The organism is Prosthecobacter sp. (genome assembly GCF_029946185.1).
Classification (GTDB): Bacteria; Verrucomicrobiota; Verrucomicrobiia; order Verrucomicrobiales; family Verrucomicrobiaceae; genus Prosthecobacter.
This window is the reverse complement of record NZ_JAQSEA010000260.1, coordinates 1-15,641: the sequence shown is the minus strand read 5'-3', so window position 1 is coordinate 15,641 and position 15,641 is coordinate 1. Positions and strand designations below refer to the sequence as shown.

The window sequence follows — 15,641 nt, the reverse complement described above, 5'->3', positions numbered from 1 at the left end:
TTTCTCAGGATGACGCAGCCCCACGTCTCTGATTTGCGACTGCATCGCCGTGACGATGATCTCCAGCAGGTTCTGCCAGCGCGAGCGCTGATGCTCCGTCGTGAGATTGCGTGTGATGAGCTTCGCACCCACCGCCAGCAGCAGCATGATGGCCCAGGTGAACGCGATGGAGCCATTGATCTTGAACCAGCCGTGCTGCCAGAAAATCATTTCATCAGGACTCAGGCGCATGGTGATCCTCCTTCTGCTTGTCGCGTGTCAGCCAAGTGACGGTCAATCGTGCGGTGATGAATCCGACGAGGCAGGCTACGATACGCTGCCATTGCCCGTTGGAAACAAAGTAGAAACCAGTCACCACGATGCCCATGCGCAGGACGGCACTGCTGAGAAACAACATGGCAGGTCGTGGTGATGAGAAGCCTTTGCGAATCGTCCACCACAAGCCGCCAAAGAAGATCGCGCCCAGGGTCAGACCCGCAGCGAAGGGAGGTATCAATGGCATTGAATCATGCATCGTCGTCATCCTCCTGTTCTTCACCCATCGCCTTGTCTTCCTTGTCAATCCAGTGCCATGCGTTCACGCAGCCGAGCACCAAACCCGCCATCAACAAGGCCAGCGTCCACGAATGCGCGCCGGGATGATTCTTGTCTAACCAAAGCCCGAGCGCAGCTCCGAGCAAGGTCGGCACCACCACGGACCAGCCGACGAGTCCCATCATGCCGAGGCCAAACCACACCGTCGAATGTGAGTGACGCCGCGCCTTCAACTTGCGCGCGGCCTTCGCGCCGACCTGATCGGCCAGCGTGGGTTCGCGTTTCGCGCTTGGCTCTGGGGGTTGATCACTCATGTTTGAAATTCGCAAAGCGACGAAGGAATCCAGTCTCCAGTTTCGCCATCACCGAGCGCGCGCTGCGTTCATCTTCATCCAGTGTGAGGAATTCTTGGTCCACCGAGTCACGCAGTTTGGTCAGATCATTTCCTGCCATCGCACGTCTCACCGAGATGAGCACATCCGGGCCAGTCTTGACGAGCATTCCCTCATCCACCGCAACAAAGACTTCGCCATCCGCTTCGGTTTCATAAACCAAAATGCCCGGTGCAAGTGCCGCCACGCAGTCCTGCCGCTGCGGCAGCAGGCCAAACGAACCTTGCCGCGTCTCGGCAACGATTCGCGTGACACCAGTTTTGTTGGCGAAGACTTGGAATGGCAGCAGGAGTTTCAGGTTCATGCGGCGTGAGCTGGTTCTTCCTTCGATTGGGGTTTCGCTTTCTCCTTCGCTTCACTGATCGCTCCGATCATGTAGAGCGCGCTCTCGGGGTAATCCTTGAACTCATCGTTCAAAATGCGCTCACAGCCATCGAGTGAATCTGCGAGGCTTACGAGTTTGCCCTTGTGGCCGGTGAATTGCTCGGTCGTGAAGAAGGGCTGAGTGAGGAATCGCTCCAGTCTGCGGGCGCGCGCAACGACGTTGCGATCCTCTGGAGAGAGTTGTTCAAGGCCAAGCATGGCGATGATGTCCTTCAAATCCGCGTATTGCGCGAGGGTGCGGCGGATCTCCTGCGCGAGCTTGTAATGACGCTCACCGACGATGCCCGGAGTGGCCATCTTGGAACTCGATTGTAGCGGATCGATGGCAGGGAACAGACCTTCGCTCGCGCGCTTGCGTGAGAGCACGATGGACGCGGAGAGATGCGAAAACGTATGCACCGCCGCCGGATCAGTGAAGTCATCCGCAGGCACATACACCGCTTGGATGGAGGTGATCGCGCCCGTGTCGGTGTTGGCGATGCGCTCCTCCAAGCCGGACAGTTCCGTGCCCATCGTGGGTTGATAGCCGAGACGCGATGGCATTTGCCCCATCAAGCCAGACACTTCCATCCCGGCCTGAATGAAACGAAAAATGTTGTCGATCAGCAGCAGCACATCGCGGTGCTCGTCATCGCGAAAATACTCGGCCATCGTCAGCGCCGCATGCCCGATGCGGAAGCGGCTGCCCGGCGGTTCGTTCATCTGGCCGAACACCATGACCATGTTGGGCAGCACACCGGCTTCCTTCATGTCGCGATACAACTCCTCGCCTTCACGACAGCGTTCACCGATCCCACAGAAGATGCTCACACCCTCCTGATGCCCGACCATATTATGGATCATTTCGGTAAGTAGCACCGTCTTGCCGACACCTGCCCCACCGAAGAGCCCCGCCTTTCCGCCGCGCTCCAGCGGCACGAGCACATCAATGACTTTGATGCCAGTCTCAAAGATCTCAGACTTCGTCGAGCGTCGTGCCAGCGCAGGCGGTGCGCGATGCACCGAACGCCACTGCACATCCTTGAGCGGTGCCTCGCGATCAATGACATTGCCGAACACATCGAACATCCGAGAGAGCAATCCCTTGCCCACAGGTGCTTTCAACGGTCCGCCCGTGTCTTCAACTGACATGCCGCGAGCGAGGCCTTGTGTGGGCGTTAGTGCGATGCAGCGCACATGATGCGCGTCACGTTGCGCGAGAACTTCAATGATGATCTCGCCGTGCTCCCCAGCGTGAAGCACCGAGTGAATCGGCGGCAACTTTTGATCAAAGCGCACATCCACCACACTGCCACGCACTGAGACGACCACGCCCATGTTCGCAGACACTGAATCACCACCTTGTTCCGGTTGGTGATCCAAGGCCAGCGCAGTCATGGTCTTCTTTATGCTTTAGCTAGCCACGCTCTCGCCTCTGCCTCATGCGCGTGATCGAAGTATTCGACAGCGGCCTTGGTGAACGGCTTGCAAAAGGTCGCCATTCCCGCCTGCCACTTCTTGTCTCCGATCATGGCGAGGCGTTCGATGTCGCTGAAGTGATGCAAAGCAAACTTCGTGTCCTGCCACACCGCGCCGGATGTCCAGCCGTGGAATTCCTTCATGTCGAACAACACACGCAGTTTTCCATGCACGCCGACGAGACGTTCGAACTCAGGCACGAAGTGCTCGTAATCCTCGGTGACGAGTTTTCCGCTGACGTGAACGACGACTACATTGCCGTCGCTTTCTTCTTTGAGTTGGATTGGCATGATGGACTCCTTTTGGTTGAGTGTTTCGTATCTATAGACGAGCTTGCTTGTGCGAGGCGCGAGGAACAATGGGGTGTTTACCCCATGCCCACCCACACGCAGGATTGACGCATGACAAAGTCACCCCGCTTGTGGATGATCTTCTCTGACAGGCATTCAGGAATGGGGTGAACACCCTATAGCGGTCAAAGCTCTTTGTCGCGAACCATTTGACCAATGACTTCTGACTGGCTTGGCACAGATGACGAACACCCCTTGAGGAATCAGGTGGCTTCGTCACGCACCGCATCCAGATCGGCATCGGCTGTCGCGTTCGTAGCGCTCTCAAGCCTGCTCATGGGCTGTGTAGGTATTCAGACGCGTGGCGAGCGTGATTCGCGGGAGCAGGTTCAGAAAGTGCTCAGCAAGTATCGACCGGTTGATGCAGCGCCGGTCCTGCCGAAGCTTGTGAATGGCGGATCACCGGAAACCTTCGTCCGCTTCGCGATCTACAACCATCCGCAGGTGGAGGCGGCGTATTACGGGTGGCTCGCCTCGGTGGAAAAGATCACCCGCGACCGCTCGCTGCCGAATCCGCAAGTGACGTTTCAGTCAGACATCGCCAAAATGGTCATGGCGGTGATGCCGGGACTGATGATGAATTTTCCCGGCCCTGGGAAACTGCGCGCAGCAGCGAATGTCGCGACAGCAGAAAGTAGCAGGAAGTATTTCCAGCTCGAAACTGCCGTGTTGCAGGTGGCCTACGCCTTTAAAAAATCCTGGTATGATTTGCGCCTCGCGGACGAACGCATCCGCGTGAACGAGGATTTGGTGACTCTGCTGGAGGATCTGGAAAAGCTGGCGCTGGCGCACACACAAGTAGGCAAGGGCAGCCTGCAGGATGTGCTGCGCGCGCAGATGGCGAAGGAGCGGCTGAAAACAGAGCTGACAAACCTGCGTGACTCACGCAAGTGGTTCCGCGCCGAGTACAAAGCAGCACTCGGATTGGGAGCAAGCGATCCGACCCCACCCTTATCGCGACCGTTCCAATCGTTACCGCTTTCCACCAGCGGTGACCAGGTGCTGCAGACCGCCATGGCAAGAAATCCACGTCTGAAAGCGCTGGAAGCCGATGTGCGCCGTGCGGAGGCGGTGCTGGTGGTGGCCCGCAAGACACGCCTGCCAGATTTTGCGCTCGGTGTGATGGCGAATGTGAATATTGATCCGTGGGTGTTTCGCCCGTTGGGAGGCATGACTCTGCCCATCTGGCGGGACAAGATCGCTGCTGAAATCACGGGAGCACGGGATCTACAAAAATCATCCCGCGCCCTTCTCTCCAATGAACTGCTCGCGCTGACCGTCGATGTGGCGATGAAGAGTTACATGTACCGTCAAAGCACGCGCCTGCAGGTCTTGTTTCAGGACAGCCTGCTGCCAAAGGCACGCCAGTCTCTGGAAGTGGCACGTTCGGCCTACGCCTCGAACACGACGGATTTCATCAACCTCATTGATGCCCAGCGCACGTTGCTGGACTTCCGCCTCGCGGAGGTCGAAGCCCGCATCATGCGCGATCTCGCGCTGGCCGAGCTGTCCTTGCTCGTGATGGGCGTGCAGCCTTCCGGATCTCCGGCGCTGGATGCCACCACTCCCTGACCGTCCCTTCGCTAGCCCCCTCTCTCTCTCATTCGCACCATGAAATCTCGAACGATCCTCATTGTCATCGTGCTGCTGATCGCCGCAGGCGCGGGCGTGTTTTCCATGCGCAGCCGCAGCAGCCCGTCCGATACGGGCGCAAAGCAGCTCTACACCTGCGGCATGCACCCGCAGATCATCAAAGACAAACCCGGCGACTGTCCGATTTGTGGGATGAAGCTGGTTCCGGTCCGCAAACAGCCGACCATGGCCGCATCGGGCAAGACGGGCGAACGCAAGGTGAAGTATTACAAGTCCTCGATGATACCCGGCGAGATCAGCCAGACACCGCAAAAGGACAGCATGGGCATGGACATGGTGCCCGTCTATGATGACGCGGCGGATACATCGGTGATCGCCATTGATCCGGTGACCACACAAAACATGGGCCTGCGCACCGGTCTCGTGACCCAAGGTCCGCTGCGCAAGGTGATCCGCACCGTGGCAAACATTGACTTTGATGAAACCATGCTGACCGATGTGACCACGAAGTTCAAAGGCTGGATCGAAACGCTCTACGTGGACGCCATCGGCAAGCAGGTCCATCAAGGCGACCCGTTGTTTGACATTTACTCACCCGATCTTTACACAGCTCAGGTGGAATTTCTCACAGAATCCCAACCCGGCACGATGCGGCAGATGGCGCTCACGAAGTTGAAGTACCTGGATGTGCCTGATACTGAAATCGCCGCGCTGGTAAAGCGTGGCACGCCGGCAAAGACGCTGCGCATCAACGCACCGCGCGAAGGCGTCGTCATTGATAAGATGGTCGTGCAAGGCCAGATGGTGGAGTCCGGCATGAAGCTGTTCCGCTTGGCGGATCTGAGCACCGTGTGGGTGCAGGCGCAGGTGTATGAACAGGACCTACCGTTCATCAAGCTCGGCCAGGAGGCCACGGTGAGTCTGTCGTATCTGCCTGATCGCAAGTTTCGCGGGCGCGTCACTTATGTCTATCCCACCGTGGATGAGAAGACGCGGACGGCGCAGATTCGGATGGAGTTCCACAACCCAGGATACTTCTTGAAGCCGGGCATGTTCGCCACGGTGCAGATTGAAGCTCAGTTGGGCGAGGCGCTGTTGTTGCCCGACGTGGCCGTGCTCCGCAGCGGCGCTACGAACACGGTCTTCGTCGCGCTTGATGCCGGACGTTTTGAACCGCGCACTGTGGTCCTCGGGGCGCGTGGCGAAGGCTATGTGTATGAAGTGCTCAGCGGCGTGAGTGAAGGTGAAAAGGTGGTGACCTCCGCGCAGTTCATGCTCGACTCGGAAAGCCAGCTTCGCGAAGCGATCCAGAAAATGCTGGAGCCCATAAGCGCAGCTCCTGAACACGCGGCGCATGAAGGTAAGGGTAAAGAAAACTCCGCGCCTATGGTTGGCCCACCGAAGCCGCCATCAACGGGCAGGGACGACGGGCCGTTGGTCTTCATTTGCCCGATGCCGGAGCACCTCGCGATCACTTACGACCATGCTGGGAAGTGTCCGCTCTGCGGCATGGGTCTCGTCCCGGTGCGGCCTTCTCTGCTCGCCAAACTGCATCCTGGTGGGAGGATTGATCACTACACCTGTCCCATGCCGGAGCACGCTGATGTCATTTTGGCCAAGCCAGGCAAATGCCCCAAGTGCAGCATGACGCTCGTCCCAGTGACGACCCCTCCGCCGCTTCCCGCTCTTGCGCCCACGCATCCGCCCGACCCTGAACCCAAGCCCTAACCAGAGTCGATCATGCTGAAGGCCATCATTGAGTTCTCACTGCGGAACAAATTCATCGTCCTGCTCGCGACGGTGGCGGTGGCGCTCGGCGGCCTCTTCGCGGTGCGCAATGTCCCTCTGGACGCGATCCCCGATCTCTCCGACACGCAGGTCATCATCTACACCGAGTGGCAGGGGCAGGCACCTCAGACCGTGCAGGATCAAGTCACCTATCCCATCACCACCAAGATGCTCTCCGTGCCGAGGTCGAAGGTGGTGCGCGGTTATTCATTCTACGGCTTCTCGTTCGTCTATGTGATCTTCGAGGACGGCACCGATCCGTATTGGGCGCGCAGCCGTGTTCTGGAGTATCTCAGCTCGATCAGCGGCTCCCTTCCGAAGGGCGTCACGCCTGCGCTCGGCCCAGATGCCACGGGCGTGGGCTGGGCGTTCATGTATTCGCTCAACTCAAAGAAGCACAGTCTCGCTGAGCTGCGTTCCATGCAGGACTGGTATCTGAAATACCAGCTCACCTCCGTCAACGGCGTTGCCGAGGTCGCGTCCATCGGCGGGTTTGTGAAGCAGTATCAAGTCACTGTCGATCCAACAAAACTGCGCGCCTACAATCTCTCCATCGACAAGGTCAGCATGGCGATCAAGATGAGCAACGGCGAGGTCGGGGGGCGCTCCATCGAGATGGCGGAGAAGGAATTCATCCTTCGTGTCCGTGGCTACATCGAAAGTCTCGACGACCTGCGCAAGGTCGCTGTCGGTCTCGGTGCGGACGGCGTCCCGATCCTGCTCGGCGAAGTCGCGAACGTGCAACTCGGCCCCGACATGCGGCGCGGCATTGCGGAGTTGAACGGTGAAGGCGAAACCGTCGGCGGCATCGTCATCGTGCGCTATGGCGCGAACGCGCGCGAGGTGATTCAGAACGTCAAGGCGCGGCTCGATGAAGCCATGAAGAGACTGCCTCCCGATGTGAGCTACACCGTGGCCTACGACCGCACCGCGCTCATTAATCGAGCGGTCAAGACGCTCGAATCAAAGCTCCTTGAGGAAAGCATCGTCGTCGCGCTGGTGTGCCTTTTGTTCCTGATGCACTTCCGCAGTGCGTTGGTGGCCATTCTCATCCTGCCCATCGCGGTGCTCATGGCCTTCATGGTGATGTATGCGCAGGGCCTCAGTTCCAACATCATGTCGCTCGGGGGCATCGCCATTGCCGTCGGCGCGATGGTGGATGCGGTCATCATCATGATCGAGAATGCGCACAAACACATCGAGCGCGACGGCGGCAAGAAGCCGCATTGGGACATCATTCGTGATGCGTCCATCGAGGTCGGGCCGACGCTGTTTTACTCGCTGCTTGTCATCACCGTTTCGTTCATCCCCATCTTCACGCTGCAGGCGCAGGAGGGGCGTTTGTTCAAACCGCTGGCATTCACGAAGACCTACTCCATGGGCGCAGCAGCGCTGCTTTCCGTCACGCTTGCGCCGGTGCTCATGGGCTACTTCATCCGTGGCAAGCTGAGGCCAGAGGACAAAAACCCAGTCAACCGCTTCCTCGTCTGGCTCTACCACCCAGTCATTGATTTCGTCATCCGCTGGCGCTGGTTCGTCATCAGCGGAGCCGCCGCGATCCTGGCGCTCACTTACATTCCATTCAGCCGGCTCGGCTCCGAGTTCATGCCACCGCTCTACGAAGGCGATCTGCTTTACATGCCCACGACCTTCCCTGGCATCTCGCCAACCAAGGCGCGGGAACTCCTTCAGCAGACCGACAAAATCATCAAGAGTTTCGGCGAAGTGGATCACGTCTTCGGCAAGATCGGGCGCGCCGAGACCGCGACCGATCCCGCGCCCCTCAGCATGGTGGAGACGACCATTACCTTGAAAGACGAGAGAGAGTGGCCGGAGGCGGACATTTCCAGTGAGGACGGCCGCACGACCGCGCATCGTCGTCGCACGCCAGACGAGCTTGTCACCGCGCTGAACACCGCCATTCAAATCCCTGGCCTCAACAACACTTGGACGATGCCAATCAAGACACGCATCGACATGCTCGCCACCGGCATCAAGACACCAGTCGGCATCAAAGTCGCCGGTGCAAACCTCGCCGAACTGGAGCGCGTCGCGTCAGAAGTGGAGGCGGTGATCCGGCAGGTGCCAAACACATCGAGCGTCTTCGCGGAGCGCGTGATGGGTGGGAACTACATTGAGTTCACCATCAACCGTGACAAGATCGCCCGCTACGGCTTGCGCACCGGCGATGTGCAGGAGGTTCTCATGGTTGCGCTCGGCGGGATGCCACTCACCACGACCGTCGAAGGCCTGGAGCGCTACACCGTGAATCTGCGCTACGACCGCGACTTCCGCACCAACATTGAAGCGCTTCGAGAGATCATTATTCCGACACCCACTGGCGCACAGGTGCCGCTCGGGCAACTGGCTGATTTGAAAACGGTGCGCGCACCCATGGGCATCAAGAGTGAGGGCGCGGTGCCGAACGCCTGGATCTATGTGGACGTGAAAGGCACCGACATCGGCACCTACGTCGCACTGGCCAAGCGCACGCTCAATGAAGCCCTCGCCAGCGGCAAAGTGAAATTGCCCGCCGGTTACAACATCTTCTGGAGCGGCCAATACGAATACATGCAGCGCGCCCAGCAACGCCTGGCCATGGTCATCCCGATCACGCTGCTGATCATCGTGCTCATTATCTACCTCAATACGAAGTCCGCGATCAAAACGGCCATCGTCCTGCTCGCCGTGCCATTCTCATTGGTGGGCGCATTTTGGATACTCTACCTGCTCGGTTACAATCTGAGTGTCGCCGTCTGGGTCGGCATCATCGCGCTCGCCGGTCTCGACGCAGAAACAGGAGTCGTCATGCTCCTTTATCTCGATCTCGCCTACGAGCAGTGGACCAAGGAAGGCAAAATGCGCAACGTGACGGACCTGCGCGACGCCATTTACCATGGTGCGGTCAAACGCGTGCGTCCCAAGGCCATGACCGCCACCGTTATCATCGCTGGCCTGCTGCCTATCCTTTGGAGTCACGGAGCTGGTGCCGATGTGATGAAACGCATCGCCACGCCGATGGTAGGCGGTGTTGTCACGTCCACGCTCATGGAGTTGATCGTCTATCCCGCGATCTTCTTCCTCTGGCGGTCACGGCGTCTCACCTCGGCGGAGGTGGTTTCTTGAGTGCGTCAACACGGCTTCGAATGGATCAGCGATTTCGACAAATCGAGTCGCGCAGCGCGCTCATTGGTCTGCGCCTTGGAGTAGTGGACATGGACACGCATACAATCACTGAACCACAGGAGATTCCATGATCGCCGCCTTCTACGACGCCAAGCCTTACGACCGCGACTACTTCAGCCGTGCGACCGGAGCGGAGCGTGTTGACTGGCGGTTCCATGACTTTCGACTGACCGCAGACACGGCGGGCAGCGCGAAAGGCGCGCAGGCCGTGTGCGTCTTCGCCAACGATCATGCCGATCGTGCGTGCATGGAAGTGCTCGCATCGATGGGTGTGAAGCTCATCGCTTTGCGCTGTGCCGGCTACAACAACCTGGACGTGGCTGCCACCCATGCGCTCGGTCTCCAGGCGGTGCGTGTGCCAGCCTACTCGCCGCATGCTGTTGCCGAGCATACCGTCGGCCTGTTGCTCACGCTCAATCGCAAGATTCACCGGGCCTACAACCGCGTGCGTGAGCTGAACTTCTCACTCAGCGGTTTGGTCGGTTTTGATCTTCATGGCAAAACCGTGGGCATCGTCGGCACAGGCCGGATTGGTCAGATCACAGCGCAGATTTTTCGCGGATTCGAAGCTGAGGTTGTTGCCTTTGATGTCTCACCATCAATGGAGTGGGCCGCCGCGCATGGCATCCGCTACGTAGACTTCGACACGCTGTTGTCCGTCAGTGACATCGTCTCCTTGCATGTGCCCTTGCTGCCGACGACGCGGCATCTGCTCAAAGCGCAAACACTCGGACAAACCAAGGCTGGCGTCTTCATCGTCAACACCAGCCGAGGCAAGCTCATCGACACCAGCGCGCTCATCGCCGCGCTGAAAACCGGTCACATCGGCGGAGTCGCGCTCGATGTCTATGAGGAAGAGGAAGGCATCTTCTCTGAAGACCTCTCCGGCCAGGTGCTGCACGACGACGAACTCTCGCTCCTGCTCAATTACCCCAATGTCCTGATCACCGCGCATCAGGCATTTCTCACCCGTGAAGCACTCAGTGAAATTGCCCGCGTCACAACGGAGAACATCCTCAACCACGAAGCTGGCTCACCTTTTCTCGCAGGAACCCAACTCTAAACCCCTCTCCGCAAGGCCATGAACTCATCTACCTCACATCCCTTCATCAAATGGTTCGCCGACATCACCATTGCGGACATCCCGCTCGTCGGCGGCAAGAATGCTTCGCTCGGCGAGATGGTGCGCGAACTTTCGGGCAAGGGCGTGAAAGTGCCCGACGGTTTTGCCATCACGGCGGAGGCGTTTCGCCATTTCATTCGCGAGGCGAAGTTGGATGCCTTCATCCGCTCGACGCTGGCCGACCTGGATACCAAGGACATGGCGAATCTCAGCCAGCGCGGCCACGCGGTGCGGCAAGCCATTCGCGGCGCCGCATTGCCGGAGGATTTGCAGCGTCTTATCGGCGAGACGTATGCGCAGTTGCAGGGCGACAGCGCGGTGCCACTGGATGTCGCGGTGCGATCATCGGCCACGGCGGAGGATTTGCCGGATGCGAGCTTCGCCGGACAGCAGGAAACGTATTTGAATGTCCAGGGCGTCGCAGCGCTGCTGGAGACGTGCAAGCGCTGCTTCGCCTCGCTCTTCACTGACCGCGCGATCAGCTACCGCGTGGACAAGGGTTTCGACCATTTCAAGATCGCGCTGAGCATCGGCGTGCAGCGCATGGTGCGCTCCGACCTCGCGTGTTCCGGTGTCATGTTCACCATTGATACCGAATCGGGCTTCCGCGATGCGGTGCTTATCAGTGCTGCTTACGGCCTTGGCGAAAACGTGGTGCAAGGCTCGGTCACGCCGGATGAATACACGGTCTTTAAGACGACGCTGAAGACGGGGCATCGGCCTATTTTGCAAAAGACCGTAGGCAGCAAGGAATTCAAACTCATCTACGACACCGGCGGCGGGAAGATGGTGAAGAACGTCCCTGTAGCGTCTGCCGACCGCGCCAAGCTGGCGCTCACCGACGACGAGGTGCTCGAACTCGCGCGTTGGGGTTGCATCGTCGAAGATCATTACTCCGCCAAACGCGGCCACGCTGCGCCGATGGATTTGGAGTGGGCCAAGGATGGGAACACTGGCGAACTTTTCATCGTCCAGGCACGGCCAGAGACAGTGCAGTCGCGCAAGAATCCCGACGTGCTGGAGTCCTATCAATTGCGCGAACGCAGTGCCGTGCTCGTGAGCGGACGGAGTGTCGGTGAGAAAATCGCGACAGGACACGTGCGCGTCATCCAGAGCGCGCAGCACATCGGGCAGTTTCAGGAGGGCGAAATCCTCGTGACCGACAAGACCGACCCCGATTGGCAGCCCATCATGAAGAAGGCAGCCGCGATTATCACCAATCGCGGCGGACGCACCTGCCACGCCGCCATCGTGAGCCGCGAACTCGGCGTGCCCGCCATCGTCGGCACCGAGCACGGCACTGACGCGCTGAAGGACGGCCAGATAGTCACCGTGAGCTGTGCCGAGGGCGACGCGGGCTTCGTCTATGAAGGAGCGCTGCCCTTCGACGTGCAGCGCACGAATCTCAAGGACCTAGGCCATCCGCGCACCAAGGTGATGATGAACCTCGCCAATCCCGAGGAAGCCTTCTCGCTGTCCTTCATCCCGAACGACGGTGTCGGCCTCGCGCGGATGGAGTTCATCATCAGCACCTACATCAAGATTCATCCGCTCGCTCTCACCGGCTTTGATCAGCTCGCCGATGCCGCTGCGAAAACCGAGATCGAGCGCATGACCGCAGGCTACACCGACAAGCCGCAATTTTTCGTGGACAAGCTCGCGCAAGGCGTGGCCATGCTCGCCGCCGCGTTCTATCCGAAGGACGTAATCCTGCGTCTGAGCGATTTCAAAACCAACGAGTATGCGAACCTCATTGGCGGTAATGCATTCGAGCCGCACGAGGAAAACCCGATGCTCGGCTTCCGTGGTGCGAGCCGCTACTACCATCCGCGCTATCAGGGGGGCTTCGCGCTCGAATGCCGCGCCGTGAAGAAAGTGCGCGACGAGATGGGCCTCACCAATCTCAAGGTGATGATCCCATTCTGCCGCACCATCGAGGAAGGCCGCAAGGTGCAGGCCGAGATGGAAAAGCACGGGCTCAAGCGTGGCGAAAACGGCCTGGAGATTTACGTCATGTGCGAGATCCCTAGCAACGTCATCCTCGCGGAGGAGTTCGGGGACATCTTCGACGGCTTCAGCATCGGCTCGAATGATCTCACGCAGCTCATCCTCGGCGTGGACCGCGACAGCGAAATCGTTGCGCCCATCTTCGACGAACGAAACGCCGCCGTGAAAAAGATGATCGCACAAGTCATCGCTACCTGCCGCGCGAAGGGCCGCAAGATCGGCATTTGCGGTCAGGCACCAAGCGATTACCCCGAGTTCGCGCAGTTCCTCGTCGAGCAAGGCATCGACAGCATCTCACTGATTCCCGACACGGTGATGAAAACGACGCTGGCCATTCTTGAAACGGAGAAGACCTTGATGTCAACGTAATCAGGCAGACCGTCACGCCGCTTCCGGCGGGTCGGCGACTCCTGCGGGCGGCAGATCATCCGGGAGGTCTAGACGCGCGACGCCGATCTTGTGGTCGGCCATGCCGTAGTAAACATCGAAGCGGTTTGGCTGCCCGAGATCATCACGACGATCAATGCCAGTGGGGAAGACGACGTTGGAAACAACGCCGTGACGTTCCTGTGGCAGTTGCGGAGTGAGCACCGGCTCCAACGAACGATAGTGGATGAAACGCGGATGCTCAGAAGAGAGCATCATCATTCCGGCGGAGTAGCAGAGATGCGGGCCGTCTTGATCGGTCTCTGCGGTCTTACTGACGCCGTGATAGAGAATCATCCAGCCGTGACGGGTGAGGATGGGCGGCGTGCCACCGCCAATCTTGAGCTGCTCCCATGCCGCCACGGGAGTGGCCAGCCGATGATGCGAGTTAAACACGCCGAGGCGGTTGGTGTCAACAAACTCGAACGGCATCGGGCAGTAGGAAATCCAGATGCTTTCGTGCTTTAGGTCCACGACGCCACAATCAACGTTGCAGGCGATCTCCTCGGGGCGCGTGCCGACAAACAGTGGACGGTGGAGAATAGCCATCTGCATCTTCCCTGCGTGATTGGGAATGGCGACCGGGAAGATGCAGGCGTCCTTGTTGTCCACATGAACGAAGTCGATGCCTTGAAACGGCTCAAAGGTGGCCAGTCCCAGCCGCTGCCAATGAAACAAATCTTCGGACACGGCCAGGGCGATGCGCGGCCCGGCGTGCGAGAGCGCCGTGTAGGTCATCACATAACGCCGCAAGGGCTCGACAAAGGTGATGCGTGGGTCTTCGCAACCGCCACTGCCATCGGAGCGCAGTTCATAGTCCGCCTCAGGTTCAAGCGCGATGCCGAGACGCTCGACACCACAGGGATTGCCAGCTTCATCGAACTGAACACGCGCGATCCCGATGCGCGAAAAATTCCCCGCTCCGACAAGACGCGGAAACAAGTACAGTTTGCCATCCGGGCCACGCACCGCTGCGGGATTCAACACGCCTTCGACTTCCATGGGATTCCCCGGTTTCGGCTCCAGGATGAGTCCGAGACGTTTCAATTCCAGTGCGCTCATGAGCTTTGCTCTTCCTTGATTGGTGACCCGTCACCAAGACAGGCGTTGATCGTCTCAATCACCCGTTTCGTTTGGTCGGGATCTTTGACCTGAATCGACAGCACACCCGCCTCTTTGGCCGGGTAGTCATTGCCGCCGGGGAACAACGCATCGCCGATGAAGATCATCTCATCAATGGCGATGCCGAGGGTGTCGCGCAGCTTGCGGATGCCGTAGGCCTTGTCGATCCCGGGCTTGGTGATGTCAATCGACGTGGTTCCGCCAAGGCGCACGGAAAACCCGGGGATGAGCTGGTCTAGTCGCACCTTCATCTGCTGCCGCTGGGCGAAATCAGGGTCCCACTTTTCCTTTTCCGCAAGGGGAGCCTGCTGCCCCAAAGCCGAGAACGTGATCTGGCTTCCACGATCCTCGATGACCTCGCCCCAGGGGCCTGCGGTTTTGAAGTCCGCTGACGCAATCACCTGCTGCAATGAGCTCATGATTTTTTCCTTTTCTGCCGTCGTGAAGTCCTCTGAATAAAGCAGCTTCCACTCCCCGGTGTATTGATAAAACTTGGTGCCACAGGTCGGTAGCAGGCAGAGGTTGGTCAGATCAGCGTCATGCGGGAGATGCGAAATCAACTGCTGCTGGAATTGCGGCCAGTTGCCACCCGAAATGATCGCCACCTTGACGATGTGCAGAAGATCGCGCAACAACACGGCCATTTCCGCATCCAGCGCTGCCTTACTGGATGCGATGGTGCCATCCAGATCAAAGACGATGAGTTTTTTCATGAATTCAGGCTTTTTCTGGCAAGGATATTTCCAACAAAACAACGGCAGCGGACGGCTGACAGACGCATGCGCCCACCTCGGCTGGCAGGAGCATCACATCGCCTTTGCGAAGGGTGTAGTCAGTCCATGCGTGCTCCAGTTCCGCCTCACCATCGATGCAGACCAGCACGCGCGTCGTTCCCGCCAAACCGACCATAAATGGTTCATTACCGCTGAGCCGCCAAAGATCGAAGTGTGCGCAGGCAAAGAGCTGCTCACGCCGCACGGGCAGCGCTTCTTCCAGCACCGGCACCACGGGCTTTAGCTCACCCTGCGAGAAATTGATGCAGGCCATTGCCGCATCCACCTGTAGTGCCCTCGGCTTGCCGGTCTTGGCATCCACATGATTCCAGTCGTAGAGGCGAAAGGTCACATCGCTGTTTTCTTGAATCTCAAAAACGATCACGTCGGCCAAGGAATGCACCGTTCCCGCTGGTATGAGCACGGTGTCGCCCGGCTGCGGGGTAAAGCTGGCGAGATGTTTCGTCACTGTTCCGTTTGCGAGCGATTCCTGGAGATTGGCAGG

General features: G+C 58.9%; 12 protein-coding genes and 2 pseudogenes. 5 read left to right on the top strand and 9 right to left on the bottom strand.

Annotated features, from left to right (window positions below):
• The 6 genes and pseudogenes from PSV43_RS21520 to PSV43_RS21495 form a co-directional block, all read right to left on the bottom strand.
• Positions 1-231 (bottom strand): annotated as a pseudogene (locus PSV43_RS21520) (F0F1 ATP synthase subunit A); the annotation flags it as partial.
• Positions 215-502 (bottom strand): ATP synthase subunit I, encoded by a 288-nt coding sequence (locus PSV43_RS21515; protein WP_300202538.1) that lies wholly within the window; start codon positions 500-502, stop codon positions 215-217. The pseudogene PSV43_RS21520 and the gene PSV43_RS21515, both read right to left, overlap by 17 nt.
• Before the next feature lie 4 nt (positions 503-506).
• A complete protein-coding gene (locus PSV43_RS21510) occupies positions 507-848 on the bottom strand; it encodes an AtpZ/AtpI family protein (protein WP_300202536.1) in 342 nt (113 codons plus the stop codon).
• Positions 841-1,230, bottom strand: a complete 390-nt coding sequence (locus PSV43_RS21505; protein WP_300202533.1) for a F0F1 ATP synthase subunit epsilon — start codon at positions 1,228-1,230, stop codon at positions 841-843. The genes PSV43_RS21510 and PSV43_RS21505 overlap by 8 nt, the downstream gene beginning before the upstream one ends.
• Positions 1,227-2,687 (bottom strand): F0F1 ATP synthase subunit beta, encoded by a 1,461-nt coding sequence (gene atpD / locus PSV43_RS21500; RefSeq protein ID WP_300202530.1) that lies wholly within the window; start codon positions 2,685-2,687, stop codon positions 1,227-1,229. Before atpD ends, PSV43_RS21505 begins: the two co-directional genes overlap by 4 nt.
• 8 nt (positions 2,688-2,695) lie before the next feature.
• Positions 2,696-3,058, bottom strand: a complete 363-nt coding sequence (locus PSV43_RS21495; protein ID WP_300202527.1) for an STAS/SEC14 domain-containing protein — start codon at positions 3,056-3,058, stop codon at positions 2,696-2,698.
• Between the two features lie 336 nt (positions 3,059-3,394).
• Between PSV43_RS21495 and PSV43_RS21490 the strand changes: the two genes are divergently transcribed.
• From PSV43_RS21490 to ppsA, 5 genes are all read left to right on the top strand, one after another.
• A complete protein-coding gene (locus tag PSV43_RS21490) occupies positions 3,395-4,690 on the top strand; it encodes a TolC family protein (RefSeq protein ID WP_300202525.1) in 1,296 nt (431 codons plus the stop codon).
• A 39-nt stretch (positions 4,691-4,729) separates the two neighbouring features.
• Complete coding sequence (locus tag PSV43_RS21485) at positions 4,730-6,439, top strand: efflux RND transporter periplasmic adaptor subunit (RefSeq protein WP_300202522.1); 1,710 nt, start codon at positions 4,730-4,732, stop codon at positions 6,437-6,439.
• A 12-nt stretch (positions 6,440-6,451) separates the two neighbouring features.
• Positions 6,452-9,625, top strand: a complete 3,174-nt coding sequence (locus PSV43_RS21480) for a CusA/CzcA family heavy metal efflux RND transporter (RefSeq protein WP_300202519.1) — start codon at positions 6,452-6,454, stop codon at positions 9,623-9,625.
• 127 nt (positions 9,626-9,752) lie between these two features.
• Positions 9,753-10,748, top strand: coding sequence for a 2-hydroxyacid dehydrogenase (locus PSV43_RS21475; protein ID WP_300202516.1), 996 nt, complete (start codon positions 9,753-9,755; stop codon positions 10,746-10,748).
• A gap of 18 nt (positions 10,749-10,766) precedes the next feature.
• Positions 10,767-13,184: a phosphoenolpyruvate synthase gene (ppsA, locus tag PSV43_RS21470; protein ID WP_300202513.1), complete on the top strand. Its 2,418-nt coding sequence runs from the start codon at positions 10,767-10,769 to the stop codon at positions 13,182-13,184.
• 12 nt (positions 13,185-13,196) lie between these two features.
• Here ppsA and PSV43_RS21465 read toward each other — a convergent pair whose 3' ends face one another.
• The 3 genes and pseudogenes from PSV43_RS21465 to PSV43_RS21455 form a co-directional block, all read right to left on the bottom strand.
• A complete protein-coding gene (locus PSV43_RS21465; protein WP_300202510.1) occupies positions 13,197-14,303 on the bottom strand; it encodes a hypothetical protein in 1,107 nt (368 codons plus the stop codon).
• Entirely contained in the window at positions 14,300-15,076 is a 777-nt protein-coding gene (locus PSV43_RS21460) for an HAD-IIB family hydrolase (RefSeq protein ID WP_300202507.1), read from the bottom strand. The genes PSV43_RS21465 and PSV43_RS21460 overlap by 4 nt, the downstream gene beginning before the upstream one ends.
• A 4-nt stretch (positions 15,077-15,080) precedes the next feature.
• Positions 15,081-15,641, bottom strand: a pseudogene (locus PSV43_RS21455) (mannose-6-phosphate isomerase); the annotation flags it as partial.

Excerpts from the sequence above, each read along its gene's own strand:
- PSV43_RS21490 (WP_300202525.1), top strand. The coding sequence starts at position 3,395 with ATGGGCTGTGTAGGTATTCAGACGCGTGGCGAGCGTGATTCGCGGGAG.
- PSV43_RS21460 (WP_300202507.1), bottom strand. The coding sequence starts at position 15,076 with ATGAAAAAACTCATCGTCTTTGATCTGGATGGCACCATCGCATCCAGT.
- PSV43_RS21465 (WP_300202510.1), bottom strand. The coding sequence starts at position 14,303 with ATGAGCGCACTGGAATTGAAACGTCTCGGACTCATCCTGGAGCCGAAA.
- ppsA (WP_300202513.1), top strand. The coding sequence starts at position 10,767 with ATGAACTCATCTACCTCACATCCCTTCATCAAATGGTTCGCCGACATC.
- PSV43_RS21480 (WP_300202519.1), top strand. The coding sequence starts at position 6,452 with ATGCTGAAGGCCATCATTGAGTTCTCACTGCGGAACAAATTCATCGTC.
- atpD (WP_300202530.1), bottom strand. The coding sequence starts at position 2,687 with ATGACTGCGCTGGCCTTGGATCACCAACCGGAACAAGGTGGTGATTCA.
- PSV43_RS21475 (WP_300202516.1), top strand. The coding sequence starts at position 9,753 with ATGATCGCCGCCTTCTACGACGCCAAGCCTTACGACCGCGACTACTTC.
- PSV43_RS21510 (WP_300202536.1), bottom strand. The coding sequence starts at position 848 with ATGAGTGATCAACCCCCAGAGCCAAGCGCGAAACGCGAACCCACGCTG.
- PSV43_RS21505 (WP_300202533.1), bottom strand. The coding sequence starts at position 1,230 with ATGAACCTGAAACTCCTGCTGCCATTCCAAGTCTTCGCCAACAAAACT.
- PSV43_RS21485 (WP_300202522.1), top strand. The coding sequence starts at position 4,730 with ATGAAATCTCGAACGATCCTCATTGTCATCGTGCTGCTGATCGCCGCA.
- PSV43_RS21495 (WP_300202527.1), bottom strand. The coding sequence starts at position 3,058 with ATGCCAATCCAACTCAAAGAAGAAAGCGACGGCAATGTAGTCGTCGTT.
- PSV43_RS21515 (WP_300202538.1), bottom strand. The coding sequence starts at position 502 with ATGCCATTGATACCTCCCTTCGCTGCGGGTCTGACCCTGGGCGCGATC.